The sequence below is a fragment of the Streptococcus sp. ACS2 genome (assembly GCF_000525585.1).
Taxonomy (GTDB): domain Bacteria; phylum Bacillota; class Bacilli; order Lactobacillales; family Streptococcaceae; genus Streptococcus.
Genome location: NZ_JALT01000038.1, coordinates 104468 through 126439, shown reverse-complemented (window position 1 = coordinate 126439; position 21972 = coordinate 104468). Strand labels below are relative to the sequence as shown.

Here is a 21972-nt window from a genome sequence, read left to right as displayed (position 1 = left end):
GAATGACAATGACAGAAGTAAAAAGACATGTTGAAATCGCAGGTTATGGCGTTTGTCTTCCAAAACAAACCGTACAATTCAAAAACCAAACACGTTATCGTGTTGTAGAAGATGAAGAAACACAGTTAGATTTGGCTGAAGTGGCTATCCAACGAGCTCTTGAAAGTGCCAATTTGAAAATTGAAGACATTGATTGTCTTGTCTCAGCCAGTGCAGTTGGTGTGCAGCCTATTCCTTGTACAGCAGCCTTGATTCATGAGCGCGTGGCAAAAGGACTTTCTATTCCAGCCATGGATATCAATACGACTTGTACAAGTTTTATCTCAGCTTTATCAACAATGTCTTATTTGATTGAGGCTGGTGAATACTATCGTGTTTTGATTGTATCCAGTGAAGTTGGAAGTTTGGGGCTTAATCCGAAACAAAAAGAAAGTTTTGAACTCTTTAGTGACGGAGCAGCAGCCTTTATCTTCCAAGCAAGTTCTCAAGACAAAGGGGTTATTGCAAGTCTTCAACATACCTGGTCAGAAGGTGCCCATGATACTGAAATCCGTGGAGGTTTGACTTCTTACCATCCTAAAAAATATTCAGAAAAGACAAAAACGGACTTTATGTTTGATATGAAGGGCAAGAAGATTCTCCTCTTATCAGCACATAAGCTTCCTGATATGTTCCAAGAATTCCAAGAGAAAACCCACTTAGCTCTCGCCGATGTGGACTACATCATTCCCCATCAAGCTAGCCGTGCCTTATCTTTGGTTATGGATAAATTGGGTATTGCCGAAGACCAATACCTTAATATAGTTACTGACTACGGAAATATGGTTTCTGTATCTGTTCCATTTGGTTTGGCTTATTCATTAGATCATGGATTAGTTAAAGAAGGAGATGTCGTCTACCTTTTGGGAACAGCAGCAGGTATGACAGTTAACATGCTGGCTTTAAAATTATAATGTCATTAGCAGTGTCAAGATTACGTAAGAACTTCTTTTTGCCCATAAATTCAGGTTGAGTTGACTGATAAGTCAGCTCTTTTTTCTTTTACGTCACATGACAAATGTCATGTCATGTCATGACATCTGGTGCTAAAAAGAGAATGACCAAAAAGATATACTTTAGTCATAACTTAGAAATAATAAAAAACGAAAGAGGTCATCTCATGAAAATCAAAACATCTTACCTTATCTACGCTGTCATCGGAACTGTCTTTGCTGGACTTAGCATGTTTACTGACATCTTTGAAAAAGGGAACTTTGAAGCTATCTTCTCAAATCTGGGCATGATTATTGGCTTGTCTATCTCAGCCTACATTCTCATCACGATGGCTAAAAGTTTTATCGACCTTGTCATTAAAGAATTGAAAAACTAGGAGGCCCAGTATGAAATTATTGAAAATACTAAGCATTATGCTCCTAGCAACAACTTGGACCATCCTCTTTGCTTATGTCCTACTTCATGGCAGCAGTGATATTCTCTATAGTATTATGGGCGTATCTGTTGCAGCTTGTTATGTTTTTCTAGCCTTCTACCAAAAGAAAGGAAATCACAAACATGAGTGAAACAATCCTTCAAGTCACAAATCTTGTTAAAAAAATCAAAGGGAAAACGATTTTAGACCATATTAGCTTTGAGGTAGGACAAGGCGATTGTCTTGCCTTAATTGGTCCCAATGGTGCTGGTAAAACGACCTTAATGTCCTGCATTCTTGGTGATAAGAAAGCCAGTAGCGGTCAAGTCTTTATCAAGGGCAAAACGGGTAAAGCACAAGATCAAATTGCGGTCCTTCTCCAAGAAAATACCATTCCTTCACAATTAAGAGTTAGGGAACTGATTACTTTTTTCCAAGATATTTCTGAAAATGGGTTATCTAAAGTAGAGATTCAAGCACTCTTACAATTCAAAGACGATCAGTATCAGCAGTTTGCGAACAAACTCTCAGGGGGACAAAAACGTCTTCTTGCCTTTGTCCTCTGTCTAATTGGCAAGCCTGATATTCTCTTTTTAGATGAGCCGACAGCAGGGATGGACACTACGACACGCCAACGTTTCTGGGAAATCATCAATGATCTGAAAAAGTCAGGTGTGACTATTCTTTATTCGTCCCACTATATCGAAGAAGTCGAGCACACAGCTGACCGCATTTTGGTCCTTCATCAGGGGAGACTCATCAGGGATACTACGCCACACGCTATGCGTAGCGAAGAAAAGGAAAAACAAGTCACCTTACCAAGTCGCTTTGCGCCAAGTCTTGACAAACTGGCAGCCATTTATGATGTGACTGAAAAACGTGATGTTGTAACCTTTATGACTAAAGATATTGAAAGTGTATGGAATAGTTTACAAGCTCACGGCTGTCGCATTTCTGACATTGAAATTCAAAACAAAACACTTTTAGATAGCTTATTTGATAGCACAAGGGAGGACAAGTCATGAAAGCACTACTTAAAATCGAATGGATAAAAACATGGCGCAGTTGGCCCGTCTTTATCATGTCTATCGGAATGCCCGTCGGATTTTTCCTCTTGTATTCAGGTATGGAAATGAGTCCTGACCCAGAGTCACAAAAAGCCTTTATCTTGTCTTATATGTTGACGATGACAGGATTCTCTATGTCCAGCTTTGGTTTCTTTACCTTTCCCTACATGCTTAGAGAGGATCAAACGGAGCATTGGCTAACCTACATCGAACATTCAAAAATCAGTATTCAGGCCTATTACCTCTCTAAAATCTTCCGAGTTCTTATGAACTTTATGGTTGCTATCATCGTAACTTTCTGTGTGGGAGCTTTTGTGCGTGATGTTAAGATGCCATTATCACATTGGCTCGGTTCAGGCGCTCTTTTACTCTTGTCAAGTCTAGTTTTCCTCTCCTTTGGCTTACTCCTAGCCCAAATTAAGTCCCAACAAATCATGGCTATCGTCGGAAATATCGTCTTTCTTGGACTTGCTATTATCGGTGGTTCTTGGATGCCAGTTACCATGTTTCCAATATGGGTTCAGCACATTTCTGAGTGGACACCCATCTATCATATTAATCAGTTGGTAGTCAATTTCGCAAAAAAAGGGGAATTTTCATGGAAATCACTCATTTTTATCTTGGTCTATGCTACAATAGCTACAGGCTTAGCCCTTTTTATCAAATCTTACAGAGAAAGTGACCATGTTTAGAACATACCAGAAAAATGATTTTGCTTATTTTGTTAGTCTGATTTTCCTAGTCTTCCCGATCTTAGGAGTTTTTGGTGGGTATTTTCCAGTTTGGACCTTAGTTTTGACGGGTCTGTTTACCATCGCTTATCTCCTTATGGTGTATTTGAAACAAGCCTATAGCAAGTGGATTCCCTTTCTGTGGTTTTACACTCTAGCTTACATTATCTTTATGTCCATGACCTTCCAGGGTGGCATGATGTGGTTTGTTTTTTTCAACGTCAATCTTCTCGTTTGGCGCTTTGAGGATAGCATATCATCTTATCGATTCTTTTCCTTTCTAGTGACCCTCTTGATTTTGACGTCATCATCCTTCCTATTGACAGACGATTTGAGTACCCACCTCATGTCTATGGCTATTACCTTATTTTCTTTGGGAATGTACTATTTTCAAAACCGTATACGTCAGGAGAGAAAGATGGAAGAGGCCCTTGCGGAGCAGAATCGGACCATTAATATCCTGTCAGCTGAAAATGAGCGCAATCGTATCGGTCGTGATTTGCACGATACCTTAGGACATACCTTTGCCATGATGAGTCTTAAAACCGAGTTGGCTCTGAAACAGATGGACAAGGAGCAGTATGAAGCTGCTAGAAAGAATCTGGAAGAATTGAACCAGATTAGCCGAGACTCCATGTACGAGGTGCGTGAGATTGTCAATAAGCTCAAATACCGAACGGTGGCAGAGGAGTTACTGGAACTCGAGCGACTCTTTGACCTATCAGATATCGTCTTGACCGTGGATAGTAGCCTTGACTTAGACAGCCTGTCACCTGTTAGCCAGTCGACCTTGTCCATGGTGCTTCGTGAACTGGCCAATAATGTCATCAAACATAGCCAGGCTGATAGCTGTCAGATTCGTCTAAGACGTGATCATGGTATTGTCCTTGAGTTTGAGGATGATGGTTGTGGCTTTGAGGAAGTCACTGGACAAGAACTACACAGTATCAGAGAGCGCCTGAGTTTGGTAGATGGAGACTTGGAAATTGTGTCTCAATCGCATCCAACAATCATTCGTGTGCATTTGAAAGAGGGAGGAAAAGCATGAAATTATTAGTTGCCGAAGACCAGTCAATGTTGAGGGATGCCCTCTGCCAACTCCTCATGCTGGAGGACGATGTTGAAGAGGTCCATGCAGCCAGTGATGGTCAAGAAGCCATTACTCTTTTGGAAAAAGAAGAGGTTGACGTGGCCATTTTAGACATTGAAATGCCAGTTAAAACAGGCCTGGATGTTCTTGAGTGGATCCGTAGTAACCAAAGAGAAACGAAGGTCGTTATAGTGACCACCTTCAAACGAAAAGGCTATTTTAAACGAGCCCTGGCAGCCCACGTGGATGCCTATGTGCTCAAAGAGCGTTCCATCAGTGACCTCATGGCGACCATCCATACCGTCCTAGCAGGCCAAAAGGAGTACTCGCCAGAGCTAGTTGAAGGTGTCGCCTTTGACAATAATCCACTTAGCCAACGCGAACAAGAAGTCCTGGCCATGGTTGCCCAAGGGTCAACCAACCAAGAAATCGCCGAAAGCCTCTTTCTCTCAAATGGAACCGTCCGAAATTACATGACAGCCATCCTGACCAAACTCGATGCAGGAAATCGAACAGAAGCCGTCCGCATTGCCAAAGAAAAAGACTGGCTGGGGTGAGGAGAGATAGATAAGAATGAAGTCACCAGATGGTGGTTTCAGATTGAAGAAAAGACCTCAGAAGTTATACTTATGAGGTCTTTTCTTGCTTCGAAGGAGTATAATAAAAGAAAAGGTATTTGATGAGGTGCCCACATGTTTCACAAAGAAAATCCTTAATAAAATCGACGACAAGTAGGATTCTATACGCTTGATGAACTTGTACCTAAAGACCATTTTCTAAGAAAAGTCGAGGAAACAATTGATTTTTCTTTTATTTATGATCTTGTCGAAGATAGTTATTCCTCGGATAATGGTCGCCCTAGTCTAGACCCTGTTTTATTAGTTAAGATTCCGTTGATTCAATGTTTTTATGGCATTCGTTCTATGCGCCAAACCATCAAGAACATTGAAGTAAATACAGCTTACCGTTGGTTTCTTGGCTTATCTCTGGATGATGCAGGAATTAATTATTGGTGATCTACTACCGTTTACTATGATTTTAGAACGTAAACCACCAAAATATAATGATAGTCTAATCCGAAAAATATTACTTAAGGTCTATAGGTTTATGCAAGTTTTTATAAGAAAAACGTCAGAATTAAGATTGAAAAATAGTCACGTCAGTTAAGTATCTCGGTTAAATAAAGTGAATCTAATATTTGTTACCCCACCTTTAGTAGAACTATGCTAAAGATTTTTTTGAAAAAAATTTGCATTCGAGGAAATATTTCATGCTTAGTGTAATCTTGATAGTTAATAAATGATATAATTAAAAGCAACAGTTGAACAGAGGTGAAGTATGTCAATTTCTTATAACAAGTTATGGAAGTTATTGATTGCTTTGAATATGAGCAAAACTCAACTCTGCAAAATATCAGGCGTCGGCCCTAATGTAATTGAATAACTCGGAAAAAATAAGTTAGTGGCCAAGGAATCATTTTTGAAAATTATGTCGACTTTGAATGTTGATGTCAGTGAAATAATTAGTTCATATGTTATAAACGTGAAGGATGTTAAATAAATGGCAAAAAATAAGGTTTTAAGCATTACTGAAATTGAAGATGGTGTAAAAAGATTACTTTCGAAAAATAGCGGGGATGATTTTATCACCCAATTTTTGGCTTTGTATGATATTCCTAAAACATCAATCACACGTGCAAAATCAAAATTCGATAAAGGTGGACCATTTATAATTAAGAATAAACTTCACTATGAAGAAATTGAAGGCGATGTCGTCATTGCGATTGATGCGATTGCTCAGTCAATTAAAGAACAAAAATCTAAACCACGATATATCATCGTAAACGATTATTCTGATATCGCTGCAATTGATACGAAAACACATGAAACGCTAAATATTCCAATTGAAGAACTGCCAGCAAATGCTGACTTTTTCTTAGCTTGGAATGGAATTGAGAAGGCTGATTATCAAGCTGAAAACCCAGCAGACCGTAAAGCAGCTGAACGTTTTGCAAAATTGTATGATGTGGTGGCAAAAGATAATCCAGATGCTAATGAACATGCATTTAACCTGTTCCTGATTCGCGTGCTGTTCTTGTTATTCGCAGAGGACACAGGAATTATGAATAAGGGTTCTTTCACAAATGTTCTAAAGACAAGAACACTTGAGGATGGTTCGAATTTTAATGAAGTCATAAAAGAGCTATTTGCGATTTTGGATATTAATGAGTTAGCCCGCAGCGGCAAAGATGAATGGTTACTCGAGTTTCCATATGTTAATGGAAAATTATTCGGTGAACCACATGTAGATTTGAACTTTTCAAAAGTTTCAAGAGAACTGCTTATTGAGGCTGGGGAACTATTGAATTGGAATGAAATCAATCCCGATATCCTTGGCGCAATGATTCAATCGGTTGCATCAGCCGAAGACCGTCATGTTGCTGGTATGCACTATACAAGTGTGCCGAATATCATGAAAGTCATCAAACCTTTATTCTTAGATGATTTGACGGACGCTTTTGAAGCGTTAAAAATTCGGAGTGAAGAAAACGAGTTGAAAGATATTACAGAAAAAACTCGTAACGATAATAGGAAATCAATCATTAACGAACTCGGTTCTTTATTGACAAGAATTTCCAAGATTAAATTTTTAGATCCAGCTAGTGGATCCGGAAATTTCTTAATCATTGCTTATAAAGAAATCCGTCGACTTGAAATCAAAATTTTACAGTTATTGGGTGATTTACAAGATAATGATTCAATGCCACTATCAGTTATTCATCTCGGGAATTTTAACGGAATTGAATTGGATGACTTTGCGCATGAGGTAGCAAGACTTTCTTTATGGATTGCTGAGCACCAAATGAACAAGGAGCTCGAAGAAGCAATTCCAGGGACCATTGCTGAGTTGTTGCCATTAAAAGATGCCGGTAATATAGTATGTGCTAATTCCCTAAGGATTAACTGGAATGATGTCCTACCTCATAAACCAGATGACGAAGTTTATCTTATGGGAAATCCCCCATATATTGGCGGAAAGAAAATGAAGAAAGAGCAGAAAGAAGATAACAAACTTCTATTTGAAACAAAAGTTTCAGGTTGGAAGAATATGGACTATATATCTGGGTGGTTCTATTTAGGGGCTGAATATATTAAGAATTCAGTCTCAAGAATGGCTTTTGTATCAACCAATTCAATTAATCAAGGTGAACAAGTATCGATGTTGTGGCCATTGTTGCTTGAACAATTAAGAATTGATTTTGCTTATCCTTCTTTTAAATGGAGTAATTCAGCTAAAGGGCAGGCTGCAGTAATCGTAGAAATTGTAGGGTTGTCAGATAAAAAGACAACACTCAATGTATCACCGAAAATCTATTCTGAAGACGGAACGGTGAGAATGGTTGACAATATTAGTCCGTATTTAACTTCTGGAGAAAATGTTTTTGTGAAGAAGCAAAGCCGTCCAATATCTAGTATTCCCAAAATGGACCTAGGAAGTATGCCTAAAGATGGTGGAAACTTTATTGTTGAGGAAGATGATTATCATGAAATAATAGACGAATACCCCGAATTAAAAACAATAATTCGCCCATATTTAGGATCAAAAGAATATATAAATGATGAACTTAGGTATGCCATTTGGTTACCAACGAAAGAAGAATATGATGAATACAAAAATATTCCGCTAATTAAAGAGCGAATTCAAAAAGTAAAAGAATTTAGGCTAGAGAGTGACGCGGAAAGCACTCGTGAGGCAGCCGACTACGCTTATGCGTTTAAGCAAAAAGGAAACCAAGTAAATGCAGATAAAGCGGGTATCAAATCAAGTATTGTCGCGCCTAGGGTTTCTTCGAGCAATCGTGAATACATTCCTTTTGGATATGTGGGTGGAGAAACTATTGTTTCAGACTCTGCAAATGTCATTTTTGGGGCTCCGATTTGGCTTTTGGCGTTAATTGAATCCAGAATTCATATGACATGGGTAAGAGCAGTCGGTGGAAGGCTTAAAACGGATTACCGATATTCTTCTAATGTTGTTTATAATACCTTTCCTATTCCTAGTCTTTCAACACAGCGAAAAAATGAAATGACTAGGGTAATGACCGAAATTTTGGATTTACGCGAATACGAAGGCGGTACATTAGCGGATTTATATAACAAAGATACCATGCCAGAATCATTACGCAAGAAGCACGAGGAACTGGATGGGATTGTTGATAGAGCTTATCAGCAACGTCCGTTTGAATCTGACGAAGATCGACTTGGAACACTACTAAAACTCTATCAGGAGATGACAACGAATGACTAGTAATTTATTTGAAATTAATTTTGATAAAAATCAATCGAAAACAACAAACGACCTCGGTATGCGTGAAATGCAAGAACGTGTTTATGAGAAACGTGCGTCGCAATACTTACTCGTGAAATCACCACCAGCTTCAGGGAAATCACGTGCGTTGATGTTTGTTGGCTTGGATAAGCTTCATAATCAAGGAATTAAGAAGGTTGTCATTGCAGTTCCTGAACGTTCAATTGGTAAATCATTTAAAGATACTGAATTATCAAAGTTTGGTTTTTATTGGGATTGGGAAGTAAAACCAAGTAATAATTTAACTATTGGCGGCGGCGAAAAATCGAAGGTTCAACATTTTGTTAAATTCATGAACTCGACAGATCCTAGTGATAATATCCTGATTGCTACACATGCTACGTTGCGATTTGCTTTTGAAGAGTTGGATGATTCACTGTTTGACAATACGCTTTTAGCAATCGATGAGTTCCATCATGTCAGCCGCGACGATAATTCTGTGTTAGGCAATGCCTTGCGTAGCATCATGTCAAACTCCAATGCGCACATCTTAGCAATGACCGGTTCATATTTCCGTGGCGACTCCATTCAGATTCTTGAACCATCCGACGAAGATAAATTTGATAAGGTCACTTACACTTATTATGAGCAGTTGGAAGGTTACAGATATCTAAAATCCTTCGCAATGGGTTATAGTTTCTATCGTGGAAAATATACAGATGCTTTGGATAAAGTAATTGATGTAAATAAAAAATCAATCATCCATATTCCCAATGTTAATTCTGGCGAGTCTACTAAAGATAAGTATGCGGAAGTGGATGAAATACTTGATTTATTAGCGGACGAAGGTAATATCACACAGAACGAGGATGGTATTTATGAAATTGAACATCCTGACGGAAAAAAACTATTAGTGGCCGACCTCGTGAATGAAGAAGGACGTGAAAAAGTCTCAGCCTATCTAGCAAATATTACGGATGACATTGAAGACCTTGATAAGCTTGATATCATCATTGCTTTGGGGATGGCAAAAGAAGGATTCGATTGGCCGTTTGCAGAATATGCATTGACAATTGGCTATCGTAACTCGTTAACTGAGGTGATTCAAATCATTGGTCGTGTTACGCGTGATAGTCCCAATAAGACTCATGCGCAGTTTACAAATCTTATTGCTCAGCCAGATGCACAGGATGATGAAGTACTCTTTGCGGTTAACAGCATCATGAAGGCAATTTCTGCTTCATTGCTTATGGAACAAGTGTTAGCTCCAGTTTACAAGTTTAAACCAAAAGATGATAAGCCAGACAAACCTGGCGATCTTTCAATTAGAGGATTGAAACCTGCTGATACTACGGAACGCACGAAAAAAATCATCGAAAACGATATGGAAGATTTGAAATCTAGTATTTTGCAGAGTCAAGATATTCAAAACGCCATTGTTTCAGGCGCTGATGCGAAGATGATTAATAAAACATTGATTCCCCGTGTTATCATTGAACGTTATCCTGATTTGACGAATGAGGAGCTAGAAACCGTTCGTCAGCATACAGTTGCCGATATAAATATTGCGGCTGGACGGACAACAACTTCAGAAGATGGTAGCCGCGAAATTATTAAGATGGCCGATCGTTTCATTAACATTGATGAATTGAATATTGATTTAATTGATCAAGTGAATCCGTTCCAACGTGCGTATGAAGTGATTAGTCGTGATATTGATGCACCGACTCTTCGGTTTATTCAGGATTATTTGTCATCAAATAAGTATGATTTTACTGACGAACAATTGGTTGCGGCCTACCAAGCTGCTAAGAAGTTCCGTGCAGAAAATGGTCGAAATCCTGATCGAAATAGTAAAGATGATGGTGAAAAATACTTGGCCTTTGCTTTGCTACGACTTGCTGAGATAAAACGTGAAAGAGAGGCAGCGAAAGAAGATGGCGAATAGTTTAGACAGCATCTTTGAAGATGACGCTTTTGATGATTTAACCAAGCAAGTTGAAAAGAAGAAAGTTGTAAAACAAGATCCCGAAGTTGCTAAATTTCAGGAGATCATAGACTTTGTGAATGAAAATGGACGAGAGCCGGGAAAAACATCTGAATGGTCTAGTGAACGTGCATTGTGGGCCCGTCTTAGCGGATTTCGGGGAAAAACTGAAAGAGCTGAGAAGGTTAAGAAGTATGATAATCTTGGTTTATTGGATAAGGAATTCGAACCTGATGGAGAGTTTCTTACTGATTCAGTTGAAATCGATGACGAGTTAAATCTGGATGATATCTTAGGGTCAGATGATATGATTGACGATTTTTCAGACTTGTTGGATGTTTCTCGATATCGTAGAACAGTGAATGCTGCAGATAAAATTGGTCGGAGAAAACATGCAAGTCATTTTGAAAAGTATAAGAGCTTATTCGATCAAGTGCATGCAGATATCGCATCTGGCAGACGAAAAATTATCCCGTTTGAACAGTATGATATTCACGAAAATAGATTTTACATCCAAAATGGAGTAATGATGTATATCGTTTCCATTTCGAAGGATACCTTTATCGCTGATAATGGGAAGACAAATGCCAGAATGCATGTTGTTTACGAGAATGGGACAGAGAATAAGAATCTGTTGTTACAATCTTTAGCTTCATCTCTTTATTCGACTGAACGTCATGGAAGAATGGTGACAGAACCAGTGGATGAGGAAACGTTAGCTGAAAGTTTTGGAGAAGAGTTCACGACAGGTTATATCTACGTGTTGAGGTCATTAAGCACGAATCCGGATATTAGTAAATGGACCAATCTTTATAAAATTGGATTCACTCGGAATGATGTGGAAAGTAGGATTGCTAATGCGAAAAATGATGTAACATATTTAAATGCACCTGTAAAAATTATGCTTTCTGCTAAAGTGCAAAATGTGAACGCTCAGCTGCTTGAACGAACCCTGCATCATGCATTCCAGGACAAACAAGTTGTCTTTCAGGATGGAAATTTCAAAAAAGCGACTGAGTGGTACATGCTTCCATTAAATGATATTGAATTAAAAATCAATGAAGTAATCGCTGGATTACAAAAATAAATATGAAAATGTACTGTACTCCTAAATTGGATATTGTGCTTTTTATATTTTTCTAAATTGGTCAAATTATTTTAGATTTTCACAAGTAACCCAGATAAACGTGGTAGGATGTTTGATAGTTCAAAGACGTATTAAAACAAATTGAGAGATTATATTAAAAGCCATCTGTTTCAACAGTTCGAATAGCCTTAATAAGCTGTTAGAGTGTTCATTTGGCCTTCAATGTTCAAGTAATTCTTAATCATAAAAGAAAATATTAATGTCATGCTCATTTGAAATAAACTTACAGTTAGCAATTTCTTTATCACAATCAAAGGTGATTGACTTAAAGAGATGTTTAGAAATTTGAGACAGTCATTGATGGATAGACGTTTTACTATTACTGTTGTTACACCCTTGTTTTTTAGCGTGATGATGACCTTTGAGAGAGTTTTTACCATGGTAGTGACTGCACTTTTTAGGTATCCAAACTCTGTATGAAAATCATGATAGAGATCAGCTCTTTGGCGTAAGTCTCTGCGAAATGTTTGTTTTTCATGTTCTTTCTTCATGGCTTATGGAATTCTTTTTGGATGAAGACTTTCATCTTTTCCATAACTTGGTTCTAAAGCTTACAACTACTTGAAGCAATTGTTCAAAGGAATTTTTATCATTGTGTAAAGTTATGATTTATACTCACAGAGCTCAAAAAAGTAATTATTCCAAATTCTTTTTAGATTGTCTATCATTAAGTCACCATATGGTGGCTTTTTTGTACCTTATAATCTATCTAAATATTCACAAGCAAGCCAAGTCCAGAATTCAACAGAAATTAAATGACCAATCTCCTGTAGATTATAGAAAACTGGTCGCATAAGAGGTTTTTCTCTTGTCCCATTATTGGCGTGCAGTACCGGGTGGTTTTGATTTTTTCAAGTATCAAAACTATTTTCTCTTTTTCGAGAATAACACTTGGTTTCCTTTTTTAACTGCTTTATAATAGAGTAATACTGAGGTCTTCTGCTGTGATAAAGAAGGCAGATTTTAGGAGATGAGAAATTGGCTTTTTGTGTTTAGAGGACACGGTTTGTTGATTTTTTACTGTAGGAGATAGATATGGCAATGATAGAAGTGCAACATCTTCAGAAAAATTTTGTGAAGACAGTCAAGGAACCGGGGTTGAAGGGGGCTTTGCGTTCCTTTATTCATCCTGAAAAGCAGACCTTTGAAGCGGTCAAGGATTTGACCTTTGAGGTGCCCAAGGGGCAGATTCTAGGTTTTATCGGGGCAAATGGTGCTGGGAAGTCGACCACCATTAAAATGCTGACAGGAATTTTAAAGCCGACATCTGGCTATTGTCGGATTAACGGCAAGATTCCGCAGGATAATCGCCAGGATTATGTCAAGGATATTGGAGTCGTTTTCGGACAACGCACCCAGCTATGGTGGGATTTGGCCCTGCAAGAGACCTACACGGTTTTGAAAGAGATCTATGATGTACCGGACTCGCTTTTCCATAAGCGCATGGATTTTTTGAATGAAGTCTTGGATTTGAAGGAATTTATCAAGGATCCTGTGCGGACTCTTTCCCTAGGTCAACGGATGCGGGCGGATATTGCGGCTTCCTTGCTTCACAATCCCAAAGTTCTCTTTTTAGATGAGCCGACTATTGGTTTGGATGTGTCGGTCAAGGACAACATTCGTCGGGCCATTACTCAGATTAATCAGGAGGAAGAGACAACTATTCTCTTGACTACTCATGATTTGAGTGATATTGAGCAACTCTGTGATCGGATTTTTATGATTGATAAGGGGCAAGAGATTTTTGATGGAACGGTTAGCCAGCTCAAGGAGACCTTTGGAAAGATGAAGACTCTCTCCTTTGACCTGACACCAGGTCAAAATCATCTAGTCTCTCATTATGAGGGCTTGCCTGATATGTCCATTGATAGACAAGGAAATACTCTCAATATTGAATTCGATAGTTCCCGCTACCAGTCGGCCGATATTATCAAGCAAACCTTATCTGATTTTGAAGTCCGTGATTTGAAGATGGTAGATACGGATATTGAAGATATTATCCGTCGCTTCTACCGAAAGGAGCTCTAAGATGGTCAAATTGTGGAGACGTTATAAACCCTTTATCAATGCAGGGATTCAGGAGTTGATTAGCTATCGAGTCAACTTTATTCTCTATCGGATTGGTGATGTCATGGGGGCTTTTGTCGCATTCTATCTCTGGAAGGCTGTCTTTGACTCCTCCCAGGAGCCTTTGATTCAGGGCTTCAGTATGGCGGATATCACCCTCTACATCATCATGAGTTTTGTGACCAATCTTTTGACCAGGTCTGATAGCTCCTTTATGATTGGAGATGAGGTTAAGGATGGCTCCATTATCATGCGTTTGCTGAGACCAGTGCATTTTGCGGCCTCTTACCTTTTCACCGAACTTGGCTCCAAGTGGTTGATTTTTATCTCTGTTGGACTGCCATTTTTAAGTGTCATTGTTTTGATGAAAATCCTGTCTGGGCAAGGGATTGTAGAAGTGCTGGGGTTGACGGTTCTATATCTCTTTAGCTTAACGCTCGCCTATCTGATTAACTTTTTCTTTAATATCTGTTTTGGTTTTTCAGCCTTTGTATTTAAAAACCTTTGGGGTTCCAATCTACTCAAGACTTCCATAGTGGCCTTTATGTCTGGAAGTCTGATTCCCTTGGCTTTCTTTCCAAAGGTGGTTTCAGCTATTCTCTCCTTCTTACCTTTTTCATCCTTGATTTACACTCCGGTCATGATCATTGTTGGGAAATACGATGCCAGTCAGATGCTTCAAGCGCTTTTGCTCCAGTTCTTCTGGCTTATAGTGATGGTGGGCTTGTCTCAGTTGATTTGGAAACGAGTCCAGTCATTTATCACCATTCAGGGAGGTTAGTATGAAAAAATACCAACGCATGCATCTGATTTTTATCAGACAATACATCAAGCAAATCATGGAATACAAGGTGGATTTTGTAGTAGGTGTCTTGGGAGTCTTTCTGACTCAAGGTCTGAACCTCTTGTTTCTCAATGTTATCTTTCAACATATCCCATCCCTAGAAGGTTGGACCTTTCAAGAGATTGCCTTTATCTATGGATTTTCCTTAATTCCAAAGGGATTAGATCATCTCTTTTTTGACAATCTCTGGGCTTTAGGTCAACGACTAGTTCGAAAAGGGGAGTTTGACAAGTATCTGACTCGTCCTATCAATCCTCTCTTTCACATCCTCGTTGAGACCTTTCAGATTGATGCCTTGGGGGAACTTTTGGTCGGTTGCATTCTATTGGGAACAACAGTATCAAGCATTGCTTGGACGCTTCCAAAATTCCTGCTTTTCCTAGTCTGTATTCCATTTGCTACCTTGATTTATACTTCCTTGAAAATAGCGACAGCCAGTATCGCTTTTTGGACTAAACAGTCAGGTGCCATGATTTACATTTTCTATATGTTTAATGATTTTGCCAAGTACCCGATTTCTATTTACAATTCGCTCCTTCGTTGGTTGATCAGTTTTATCGTGCCTTTCGCCTTTACGGCTTATTATCCAGCTAGCTATTTCTTGCAGGGTAAGAATGGGCTCTTTAACATCGGTGGTTTGATTCTGATTTCCCTTGTCTTCTTTTTCATTTCCCTCAAACTCTGGGATAGGGGTTTGGATGCCTACGAAAGTGCTGGCTCGTAAGGGGGAAAGATGGATTGACCATCACAGACTCTACACTGGCTGAGAAAATAAAAAGGTCTGTCTAGATCTTTATGATTTAATCATTACGCACCAAAGCAATGATTATTTCGAAGGTTTAAGCAATGACTTTAAGTACCAGCAGTCTACTACCAAGTCTTGAATGCTACTCTTAAAAGAGATATACATAGAGCAAGTTAGTCTTAGAAGATAAATCGCTCTATATCGTTCGAAAGGCTAAACAATACTTGAAGGATGAAGAAAATCATCTGAAAATTTCTCAATCGAATAGAGATTAATTGGAAGTGCTTGAAAAAACTGTACTGATTCCTAAAAGTTAGATTTTTTCTGTCTAACTTTAGGGCTATCGTTCTTATATCTTATTTTAGGTAGTTTTTTACTATTATTTCTAAGTTTTGTGATGTGGTACTTATTTATTATTTTGGCATTATCAGGGCAATTTAAGAAAACCAAATATTTGAAAATCTTGGAGAAGGAAGAGAAACCCTACTAAGCTATTTTTATTGAAGTATTCACCCCTTTGGGTGTTTTCTTTTTCAGCTTATCGGTGAACTTGCGAATGCTAAATAATCAGATATAATGAAAAGTAAGTCTATTTCAAAAATGAATATAGGAGATAAATTGATGGATTATAAGAGGATTTTGAAAAAATATACCCTTATTTTACGTATCACTACTGTATTACTTATTATTTTGTTATTTTTCCTTAGATGGCTCTTTTTAGAAAATTCCACTATACAGTTGATCGCTTTAGTAAGCGTCGTTGGTCTAGTCCTTATATTAAAAAATTACTTAAATAGCTTACTTGTAGGGGAAACTCAAAAGATCCTTAAAGAAACGATGGGTTTGGATTTCTGGTATGAATCTATTCAACTGTATGGTAAGTCTCGACGTAAAAAGAATCAGATCAATGCTAGGATTGCATCTATTACCTACGCTTACATGATTGGCGACTTCCCATCGGTCATCAACCAAACAGAGGAATTACAATTTGCAGGTATTAGGAAGACTTACCTTGATTTTCTATGGTTTATTTCCCTGAAAGCATCCTTACTTTCTGGAAAAATAAACAATAAAGATGACCTTTTAAAATCACTCCATTATCTAAACTCTAAAGACGAGAAAGCAAAAGAAGTCGAGCAGAGGGAATTTATTGCTATGTACGATATTCTTGTGGAGCGTAAACCCAATGATTTCTTTAATCAGACGACTGCTCCACAGGCCTTTGAACGACTCGAACTTCAGTATTTTAAAGCCTTAAACGAGCAATTAAGTGGAAATAAGGCTCAAGCCAGAAGCTTGTTTGAAGAGATTGCACAAGAAGATGAGCGCCTGTACTTTGTACAAATGGCAAGACATTGGTTGGCCAACAATGGGGAAGGGATTCTCAAATATTCAGAACAGGAGTTAGAAAGAATCGAGACTCTAACTGCCGATTTACCGAGCCTAGAACTTGGGAAACCTAAAAAGAACAAGAAAAAATGGTTATGGCTTCTCTTGATTATTCCAGTCCTAATGCTGCTGGGAATTATTCAAACAACCATTGATGAGAAAAAATCAGATGATGGCATTTATTATCTCATCGTCAAAAATCAATCAACAAAAACAGCAACAATCGATAAACGTTTTTGGATAAAAATAGACGGTGAGCAGATTTCTCTAAAGGATGTGGAGGGAGAGCATACCTATCACTTTGACTCCCAAAACGATGAATTCACCAAAGATTCGGAGACTTATAGTTGTATGTTACATGACGGTACCCTACTTCTTGTAAATGATGGCATAGAGAATGAACAAGCAGAGTATGTCAGCCCTGAAAGTAGTTGGTATTCAGGTTATGAACAAGGAAAAGTCAAAATAGAGAAGTAGCTTAAACTGGAAAGACAGGCAAATAGAAGGCTTGAGTATAGTAAGAGAGGGGGGACAGTTAATAAATGAAAAAATCAATCTTTAGTGCAAGTTTTGAAGAGAGTTTAAATTTATTAGACGATGCTTCGCTTCAGTATATAAAAAAAGACTATTACGAAAAACTTGGAAAAGGTTTAAATAATGGAAAGCCAAGTATTGGCTTTAGAATAAAAAGTATTCTCTACAGTATTTTGTTTGTATTCGGATGCAACTTTCTCTTGGCCATATTTGCCTCTTCTTTGGATGTTGCAGAGACTAAGGATTTAACTCTGCCAGTTCACAAGCCATCACTGTTGACCCCTGAATTATTCCTTATTTGTTGTTTTATTTGGCTATCACTCGTTCTTATTGGAAAATTTGTGCGAAAACCATTTCTTCGACCATACAGATATCTCTTTCATATCGAGACCTTTTTGTTTTGGTTCTTTCTTGAATTCAATCTCTTGGCCATAACTGTAGCTCTACCGACCCTAATCTCACTAGGTATCTGTTTCATTTATATTCTCTTGTTTATCATTGCCCTAATATTCCTCCGTATGGAGAAAAAAAGTTTAACCACTTGTTTATTTGGCGAGAAGATTGGAGAGACGCTACTTGATAGGATAGCAAGCCTAATCGCTACCTATGGTTCAGGAGTGCTAGGACTTGCTGTAATCATCAAAATAATCTTATCGCATTCGGGTATAGCAGTTTCACAAAGCTTGACTTTGTTAGGTATGTTCTTGACATGGATAATCATAGATATTGGATTATTGGCAATGGTTATCTTCATGGAGTTCCCTTTCTTTTTAGAAGGTTACTACAAAATAAAATATCCTGAAGAATACCGCGACTGGGAAGGCAAATCAGTAGAAGACTGGTATGGGAAGCGGTACTTGAAGAAACACAAGGAGTTGTTGGAAGCTAACAATGAAAAAGAAATCAATCTTTAAAGCTAGTTTTGAAGAATCTTTAAATCTATTAGATGATGGTATTTCGGGAAAATTTGCTCAGGAAAATTATCAAGATGCTTTAAAAAAAGAAAAATACAGAGGGACCTTGAAGTCGTATATTTGGTTAGTGATTTTGACGATCTTATTTATAATCGGTCCTAATTGGTTGATTGTTGCTTTAAATGATTATTTATTTTATCATGCTAATCCTAGAGATTTGTCAGTAGGCTTGTCCGAAATTAATTTTCTTCCATACTGGGCATTTTGGATGGGGCTAGCAATATGGATTCTGTTGATTATATTAGGAAAGCGATTCAACCAACAGTTCATTTTAATCTATAGAGGTCAGTTTCATTTTATGGTTTCTTTTATAATATGGCTGCTAATTGAACTTAATCTTTTCTTGATGAATTTACTTTATGGTTTAGTTGGATATTTGGGGTTATTTGCCATGGAAGGATTAATTCTATTCACAATCATTTATATGATACGTGATAAGTCTACCTCATTGCTAAATTTATTATATGGTGGTACTGAAATAGAGAGTTCGACCGATAGAGTGTTTAATAGAGTATTTAGATTCATTGTCAAGTATGGTGGAGTAGTCGTAGCACCCTGGATAATTTTTCGTATGATATTTTCGGATTCAATAAGAAATGTAGATAGTCTGGTTGGAGGATTAAGCGTTCTATTTTTATTCCTAGTGTTCAATATACTAATTGCTGCCTTTGAAATTTATTTCATGTTTCCCTATATGTTGCAAGCCTACTACAAATGGAAATATCCTGAAGAATACCGTGACTGGGAAGGCAAGTCAGCAGAAAAATGGTATGGGAAAAAGTATTTGAAGAAGCATAAGGACAAGTTTAAGTGAAAAAATTGAAATAATAAAAGAGGCATCTGAGTTTAACTTCAGATGCTTCTTTGGTAGTTATTACATTTAGAATGAATCACGTTTAAAATGTTGCTGATATATTTGTCTATTCTAAGTTTAAATCTTTTTCCATTTCCATTTTAAGATTTTTGATGAAGACTTGGTCACCGAAGGCTTGAGATAACACCTGAGCCGTATTATAGATTTCTCTTGCTTTGTCTAGGTCATTTTCAAAATATAAATAATATTTCGCTTCAAAAATGAGTACGGCGGGTTTGTAAGCATGTTGTAGCGTCTTATCAATAATAGTATGCATTTTATCGACAATAGTTTTCATATTTCTATAATCATGATGCATCACATAGATTCCACCTATAGTTGACAATGCCCCCAGTAGTTCAACATTAACTAGCTCTTCCCCTTGTAATTCTTGATTAATTAATTTACATCGAAAACTTTCAACAATTTCTTCATCATAGTCACCAACTTGACATTGAAAGGTATAGTATTTTATTAGCAGAAGGTCATTCAAGGTGTACTCTTCTTTTTTTAATACCTGGTTCAAATAGTCTTCATATACAATCTCAACAAGATCTTCTTTCTTCTCTTCAGATATAAAATTCAGGGTTCTTTCAATGATATCAATGGTTAAAAGTTCTTCTTCTGGTAGAATATCAATATAGTTGTCGTAGAGTTCCTCAATATCTTTTAGCTTCTTCTTGATACGTTCGGGGTCGCCATAGACAGGAGACTTCATGAGTTTATATTTAGCCTTGTAATAGTCTTCAGGAATGTCTAGTTTTGTTTCACCTAGCAAATAGTTGAGGGAAACTCCCAATTTATCACTGATATACTGCAGTTTGACAATAGTTGGTAATGAGCGACCGAGTTCAATTCTCATCAGTTGTTTTACTGTTATTTCTTCCTCAGTATCACAAACTTGCTCTCGAGTTAGCCCTTGGCGCTCACGTTCTTGACGAATTCTTTTTCCAATTTCTACTTTAATATTCTGAGACATATATTACCCTTATGATTTAGATTTTTAATACTACTATAACGTAAAATCGAAATAAAGTCCAAAAGCCATAATAGAAGTAGTGTAAAATAAAACCTATAGGTGTTTACAGTTATGAAATAATCTCAATTTGCGAGCTCAATGACCTGCAATTTTCCTCTCAAATATTATTTAGAATATTAAAAAATGTTATAATAGGAGATGAGAAAGGAGGAGTCGATGATGAAGATCTTAGCAATCAATCCTATTTCGTTTAAAAAAAGAATGATTGAATTTCTATTCGATTATCTTTTCATTCTAGCTTATTTAGGTCTTCTGTTTTTAAGTTCTATGCCTATATACATTATTTTTTTTAATGGCGTCCCAGAGTTTACAGAAATTCAGTCGCAGTGGCTTGTATTTTTCACCTCTGTTTTGCCAATCACGCTCCTTTTCACATTCTTGGATTATAAACATGATGGCAGTTTTGGGAAGGTAAAAGCTGGACTTGAACTGGTCTACCAGAAAAAAACAGTGCAGGCTAGCTTGACTAGAAATGTCATCAAATTTTTACCTTGGCAACTCGGTCATATGGGCACGATTCATGGCTTATATAGTGATTTTGATGTATTGTCCATTATCCTCTCTATTTCGGCGACTCTCCTCGCAGTTTCCTTACTGGCAATGACGATGTTTCGGAAAGATAAGAGACATCTAGGAGACCTACTAGCACATACACAAGTGCAGCTAAAAGGTGATTAAAATATAGATTGTTTACTTGGTCCATAAGTAAAAATTGAAACGAAACTAAGGAAGTCATCATAATGACCTCCTTTTTCTATTGCTTCAATTACTGTATAATAGAATCTACAGGAGTTTACACTTATGAAACAAACGCATTTTGTGAGGGCTCTTTGGTTTGGTATTCTTGGTGCTCTCTTTTTTGCTTTTACTTTTATTTTCAACCGTAGTATGAACCTTTCAGGTGGGTCCTGGATGTGGAGTGCTAGTCTACGCTATTTGTTTAGCTTGCCTATGCTGGCTGTTTTGGCCTGGCGTAAGGGTGAGCTGGCAGGTGTTCTGTCTGCCATTAAGAAAGCACCCCTGACTTGGTTGATTTGGAGTACGGTTGGTTTTGGGCTTTTCTATGGGCCACTGTCTCTAGCCTCCATTTATGGTGAGTCCTGGTTTGTGGCAGCCACTTGGCAGATTACCATTCTAGCTGGTCTGCTCTTGACACCTCTCTTTGGTCAGAGGGTACCTGGTAAGCAACTGCTTATGACATTGGTTATCCTTTTAGGTATTATTCTCATCCAGATTCCTTACTTTGGTAGTGGTCTTGGTAGCGGTGTGGTTCGTGCCAGTCTCTTGATTTTACTGGCTGCTTTTGCCTATCCTTTGGGCAATCGTAAGATGATGGTCCACTGTAAAGAGGATCAGCTTTCAACGACGCAGCGCGTGTTTGGGATGACCTTGATGAGTACGCCTTTTTGGGTGATCTTATCAGTTTTTGCTGTAACGGATTCTGGACTTCCATCAGGGGGACAGATTTTACAATCTTTAATTGTAGCTGTCTTTTCTGGGGTTGTCGCAACCTTGCTTTTCTTCGAGGCGACTAATCTGGTTAAGCATAACCATAAGCAACTGGCAGTAGTTGAGGCTACTCAGGCTGGTGAAGTTCTCTTTACCCTCTTGGGTGGTTGCCTCTTCCTCGGAGATAGTCTACCTAGCCTTTTGGGATACTTAGGGATTGCTATTGTAACCATTGGTATTATTGGAAATAGCCTGCTAACAGGCTCAGATTAAGCATAAGTATGAGACTTTCGAATGGCAAATTCGGAAGTTTTTTATTTTTATTGAAAATATTATAGAA

Annotated in this window: 20 protein-coding genes and 1 pseudogene; 19 read left to right on the top strand and 2 right to left on the bottom strand. The window is 37.8% G+C overall.

The window, feature by feature from the left end:
- Positions 1–8: 8 nt before the first annotated feature.
- The 11 genes and pseudogenes from HMPREF1517_RS08040 (at position 9) to HMPREF1517_RS07995 (ending at position 11678) form a co-directional block, all read left to right on the top strand.
- Complete coding sequence (locus HMPREF1517_RS08040; protein WP_037600938.1) at positions 9–953, top strand: 3-oxoacyl-[acyl-carrier-protein] synthase III C-terminal domain-containing protein; 945 nt, start codon at positions 9–11, stop codon at positions 951–953.
- A gap of 206 nt (positions 954–1159) precedes the next feature.
- The gene (locus HMPREF1517_RS08035) at positions 1160–1369 is read left to right on the top strand and encodes a hypothetical protein (protein WP_014632978.1); all 210 of its coding nucleotides are present in this window, start codon (positions 1160–1162) and stop codon (positions 1367–1369) included.
- 10 nt (positions 1370–1379) lie between these two features.
- Positions 1380–1559 (top strand): hypothetical protein, encoded by a 180-nt coding sequence (locus tag HMPREF1517_RS08030; protein WP_037600935.1) that lies wholly within the window; start codon positions 1380–1382, stop codon positions 1557–1559.
- Complete coding sequence (locus HMPREF1517_RS08025; protein WP_037600931.1) at positions 1552–2433, top strand: ABC transporter ATP-binding protein; 882 nt, start codon at positions 1552–1554, stop codon at positions 2431–2433. The genes HMPREF1517_RS08030 and HMPREF1517_RS08025 overlap by 8 nt, the downstream gene beginning before the upstream one ends.
- Positions 2430–3167 (top strand): ABC transporter permease, encoded by a 738-nt coding sequence (locus HMPREF1517_RS08020; RefSeq protein WP_037600926.1) that lies wholly within the window; start codon positions 2430–2432, stop codon positions 3165–3167. Before HMPREF1517_RS08025 ends, HMPREF1517_RS08020 begins: the two co-directional genes overlap by 4 nt.
- Positions 3160–4254 carry a sensor histidine kinase gene (locus HMPREF1517_RS08015; protein ID WP_037600924.1) on the top strand — a complete coding sequence of 365 codons (1095 nt, stop codon included), beginning with the start codon at positions 3160–3162 and terminating at the stop codon, positions 4252–4254. The genes HMPREF1517_RS08020 and HMPREF1517_RS08015 overlap by 8 nt, the downstream gene beginning before the upstream one ends.
- Entirely contained in the window at positions 4251–4853 is a 603-nt protein-coding gene (locus HMPREF1517_RS08010; protein ID WP_037600919.1) for a response regulator transcription factor, read from the top strand. Before HMPREF1517_RS08015 ends, HMPREF1517_RS08010 begins: the two co-directional genes overlap by 4 nt.
- 135 nt (positions 4854–4988) lie before the next feature.
- A pseudogene (locus tag HMPREF1517_RS10360) lies at positions 4989–5291 on the top strand (transposase); the annotation flags it as partial.
- 565 nt (positions 5292–5856) lie between these two features.
- The gene (locus HMPREF1517_RS08005) at positions 5857–8604 is read left to right on the top strand and encodes a class I SAM-dependent DNA methyltransferase (protein ID WP_037600915.1); all 2748 of its coding nucleotides are present in this window, start codon (positions 5857–5859) and stop codon (positions 8602–8604) included.
- Entirely contained in the window at positions 8597–10552 is a 1956-nt protein-coding gene (locus HMPREF1517_RS08000) for a DEAD/DEAH box helicase (protein WP_037600912.1), read from the top strand. The genes HMPREF1517_RS08005 and HMPREF1517_RS08000 overlap by 8 nt, the downstream gene beginning before the upstream one ends.
- Positions 10542–11678, top strand: coding sequence for a GIY-YIG nuclease family protein (locus tag HMPREF1517_RS07995; protein WP_037600909.1), 1137 nt, complete (start codon positions 10542–10544; stop codon positions 11676–11678). The genes HMPREF1517_RS08000 and HMPREF1517_RS07995 overlap by 11 nt, the downstream gene beginning before the upstream one ends.
- Positions 11679–11866: 188 nt before the next feature.
- On the opposite strand, the gene HMPREF1517_RS07990 is transcribed toward HMPREF1517_RS07995, so the two are convergent.
- Positions 11867–12229, bottom strand: coding sequence for a hypothetical protein (locus HMPREF1517_RS07990; protein WP_051412006.1), 363 nt, complete (start codon positions 12227–12229; stop codon positions 11867–11869).
- Between the two features lie 544 nt (positions 12230–12773).
- Between HMPREF1517_RS07990 and HMPREF1517_RS07985 the strand changes: the two genes are divergently transcribed.
- The 6 genes from HMPREF1517_RS07985 to HMPREF1517_RS07960 all read left to right on the top strand — a co-directional run bounded on the left by HMPREF1517_RS07985 (position 12774) and on the right by HMPREF1517_RS07960 (position 19105).
- Positions 12774–13766 carry an ABC transporter ATP-binding protein gene (locus HMPREF1517_RS07985; protein WP_037600906.1) on the top strand — a complete coding sequence of 331 codons (993 nt, stop codon included), beginning with the start codon at positions 12774–12776 and terminating at the stop codon, positions 13764–13766.
- Between the two features lies 1 nt (position 13767).
- The gene (locus HMPREF1517_RS07980) at positions 13768–14586 is read left to right on the top strand and encodes an ABC transporter permease (RefSeq protein WP_037600903.1); all 819 of its coding nucleotides are present in this window, start codon (positions 13768–13770) and stop codon (positions 14584–14586) included.
- Position 14587: 1 nt separating this feature from the next.
- Positions 14588–15373: an ABC transporter permease gene (locus HMPREF1517_RS07975; RefSeq protein WP_014634663.1), complete on the top strand. Its 786-nt coding sequence runs from the start codon at positions 14588–14590 to the stop codon at positions 15371–15373.
- Between the two features lie 597 nt (positions 15374–15970).
- On the top strand, positions 15971–17260 hold the full coding sequence (locus HMPREF1517_RS07970; RefSeq protein WP_232219570.1) for a hypothetical protein: 1290 nt from the start codon (positions 15971–15973) through the stop codon (positions 17258–17260).
- 65 nt (positions 17261–17325) lie between these two features.
- A complete protein-coding gene (locus HMPREF1517_RS07965; protein WP_037600898.1) occupies positions 17326–18231 on the top strand; it encodes a hypothetical protein in 906 nt (301 codons plus the stop codon).
- Positions 18209–19105 (top strand): hypothetical protein, encoded by an 897-nt coding sequence (locus HMPREF1517_RS07960; protein WP_037600895.1) that lies wholly within the window; start codon positions 18209–18211, stop codon positions 19103–19105. Before HMPREF1517_RS07965 ends, HMPREF1517_RS07960 begins: the two co-directional genes overlap by 23 nt.
- 106 nt (positions 19106–19211) lie before the next feature.
- Here HMPREF1517_RS07960 and HMPREF1517_RS07955 read toward each other — a convergent pair whose 3' ends face one another.
- Entirely contained in the window at positions 19212–20123 is a 912-nt protein-coding gene (locus HMPREF1517_RS07955; RefSeq protein WP_037600892.1) for a helix-turn-helix domain-containing protein, read from the bottom strand.
- A 216-nt stretch (positions 20124–20339) separates the two neighbouring features.
- Between HMPREF1517_RS07955 and HMPREF1517_RS07950 the strand changes: the two genes are divergently transcribed.
- Complete coding sequence (locus tag HMPREF1517_RS07950; protein WP_226973104.1) at positions 20340–20861, top strand: RDD family protein; 522 nt, start codon at positions 20340–20342, stop codon at positions 20859–20861.
- A 123-nt stretch (positions 20862–20984) separates the two neighbouring features.
- On the top strand, positions 20985–21905 hold the full coding sequence (locus HMPREF1517_RS07945) for a DMT family transporter (RefSeq protein ID WP_037600886.1): 921 nt from the start codon (positions 20985–20987) through the stop codon (positions 21903–21905).
- Positions 21906–21972 lie beyond the last annotated feature (67 nt).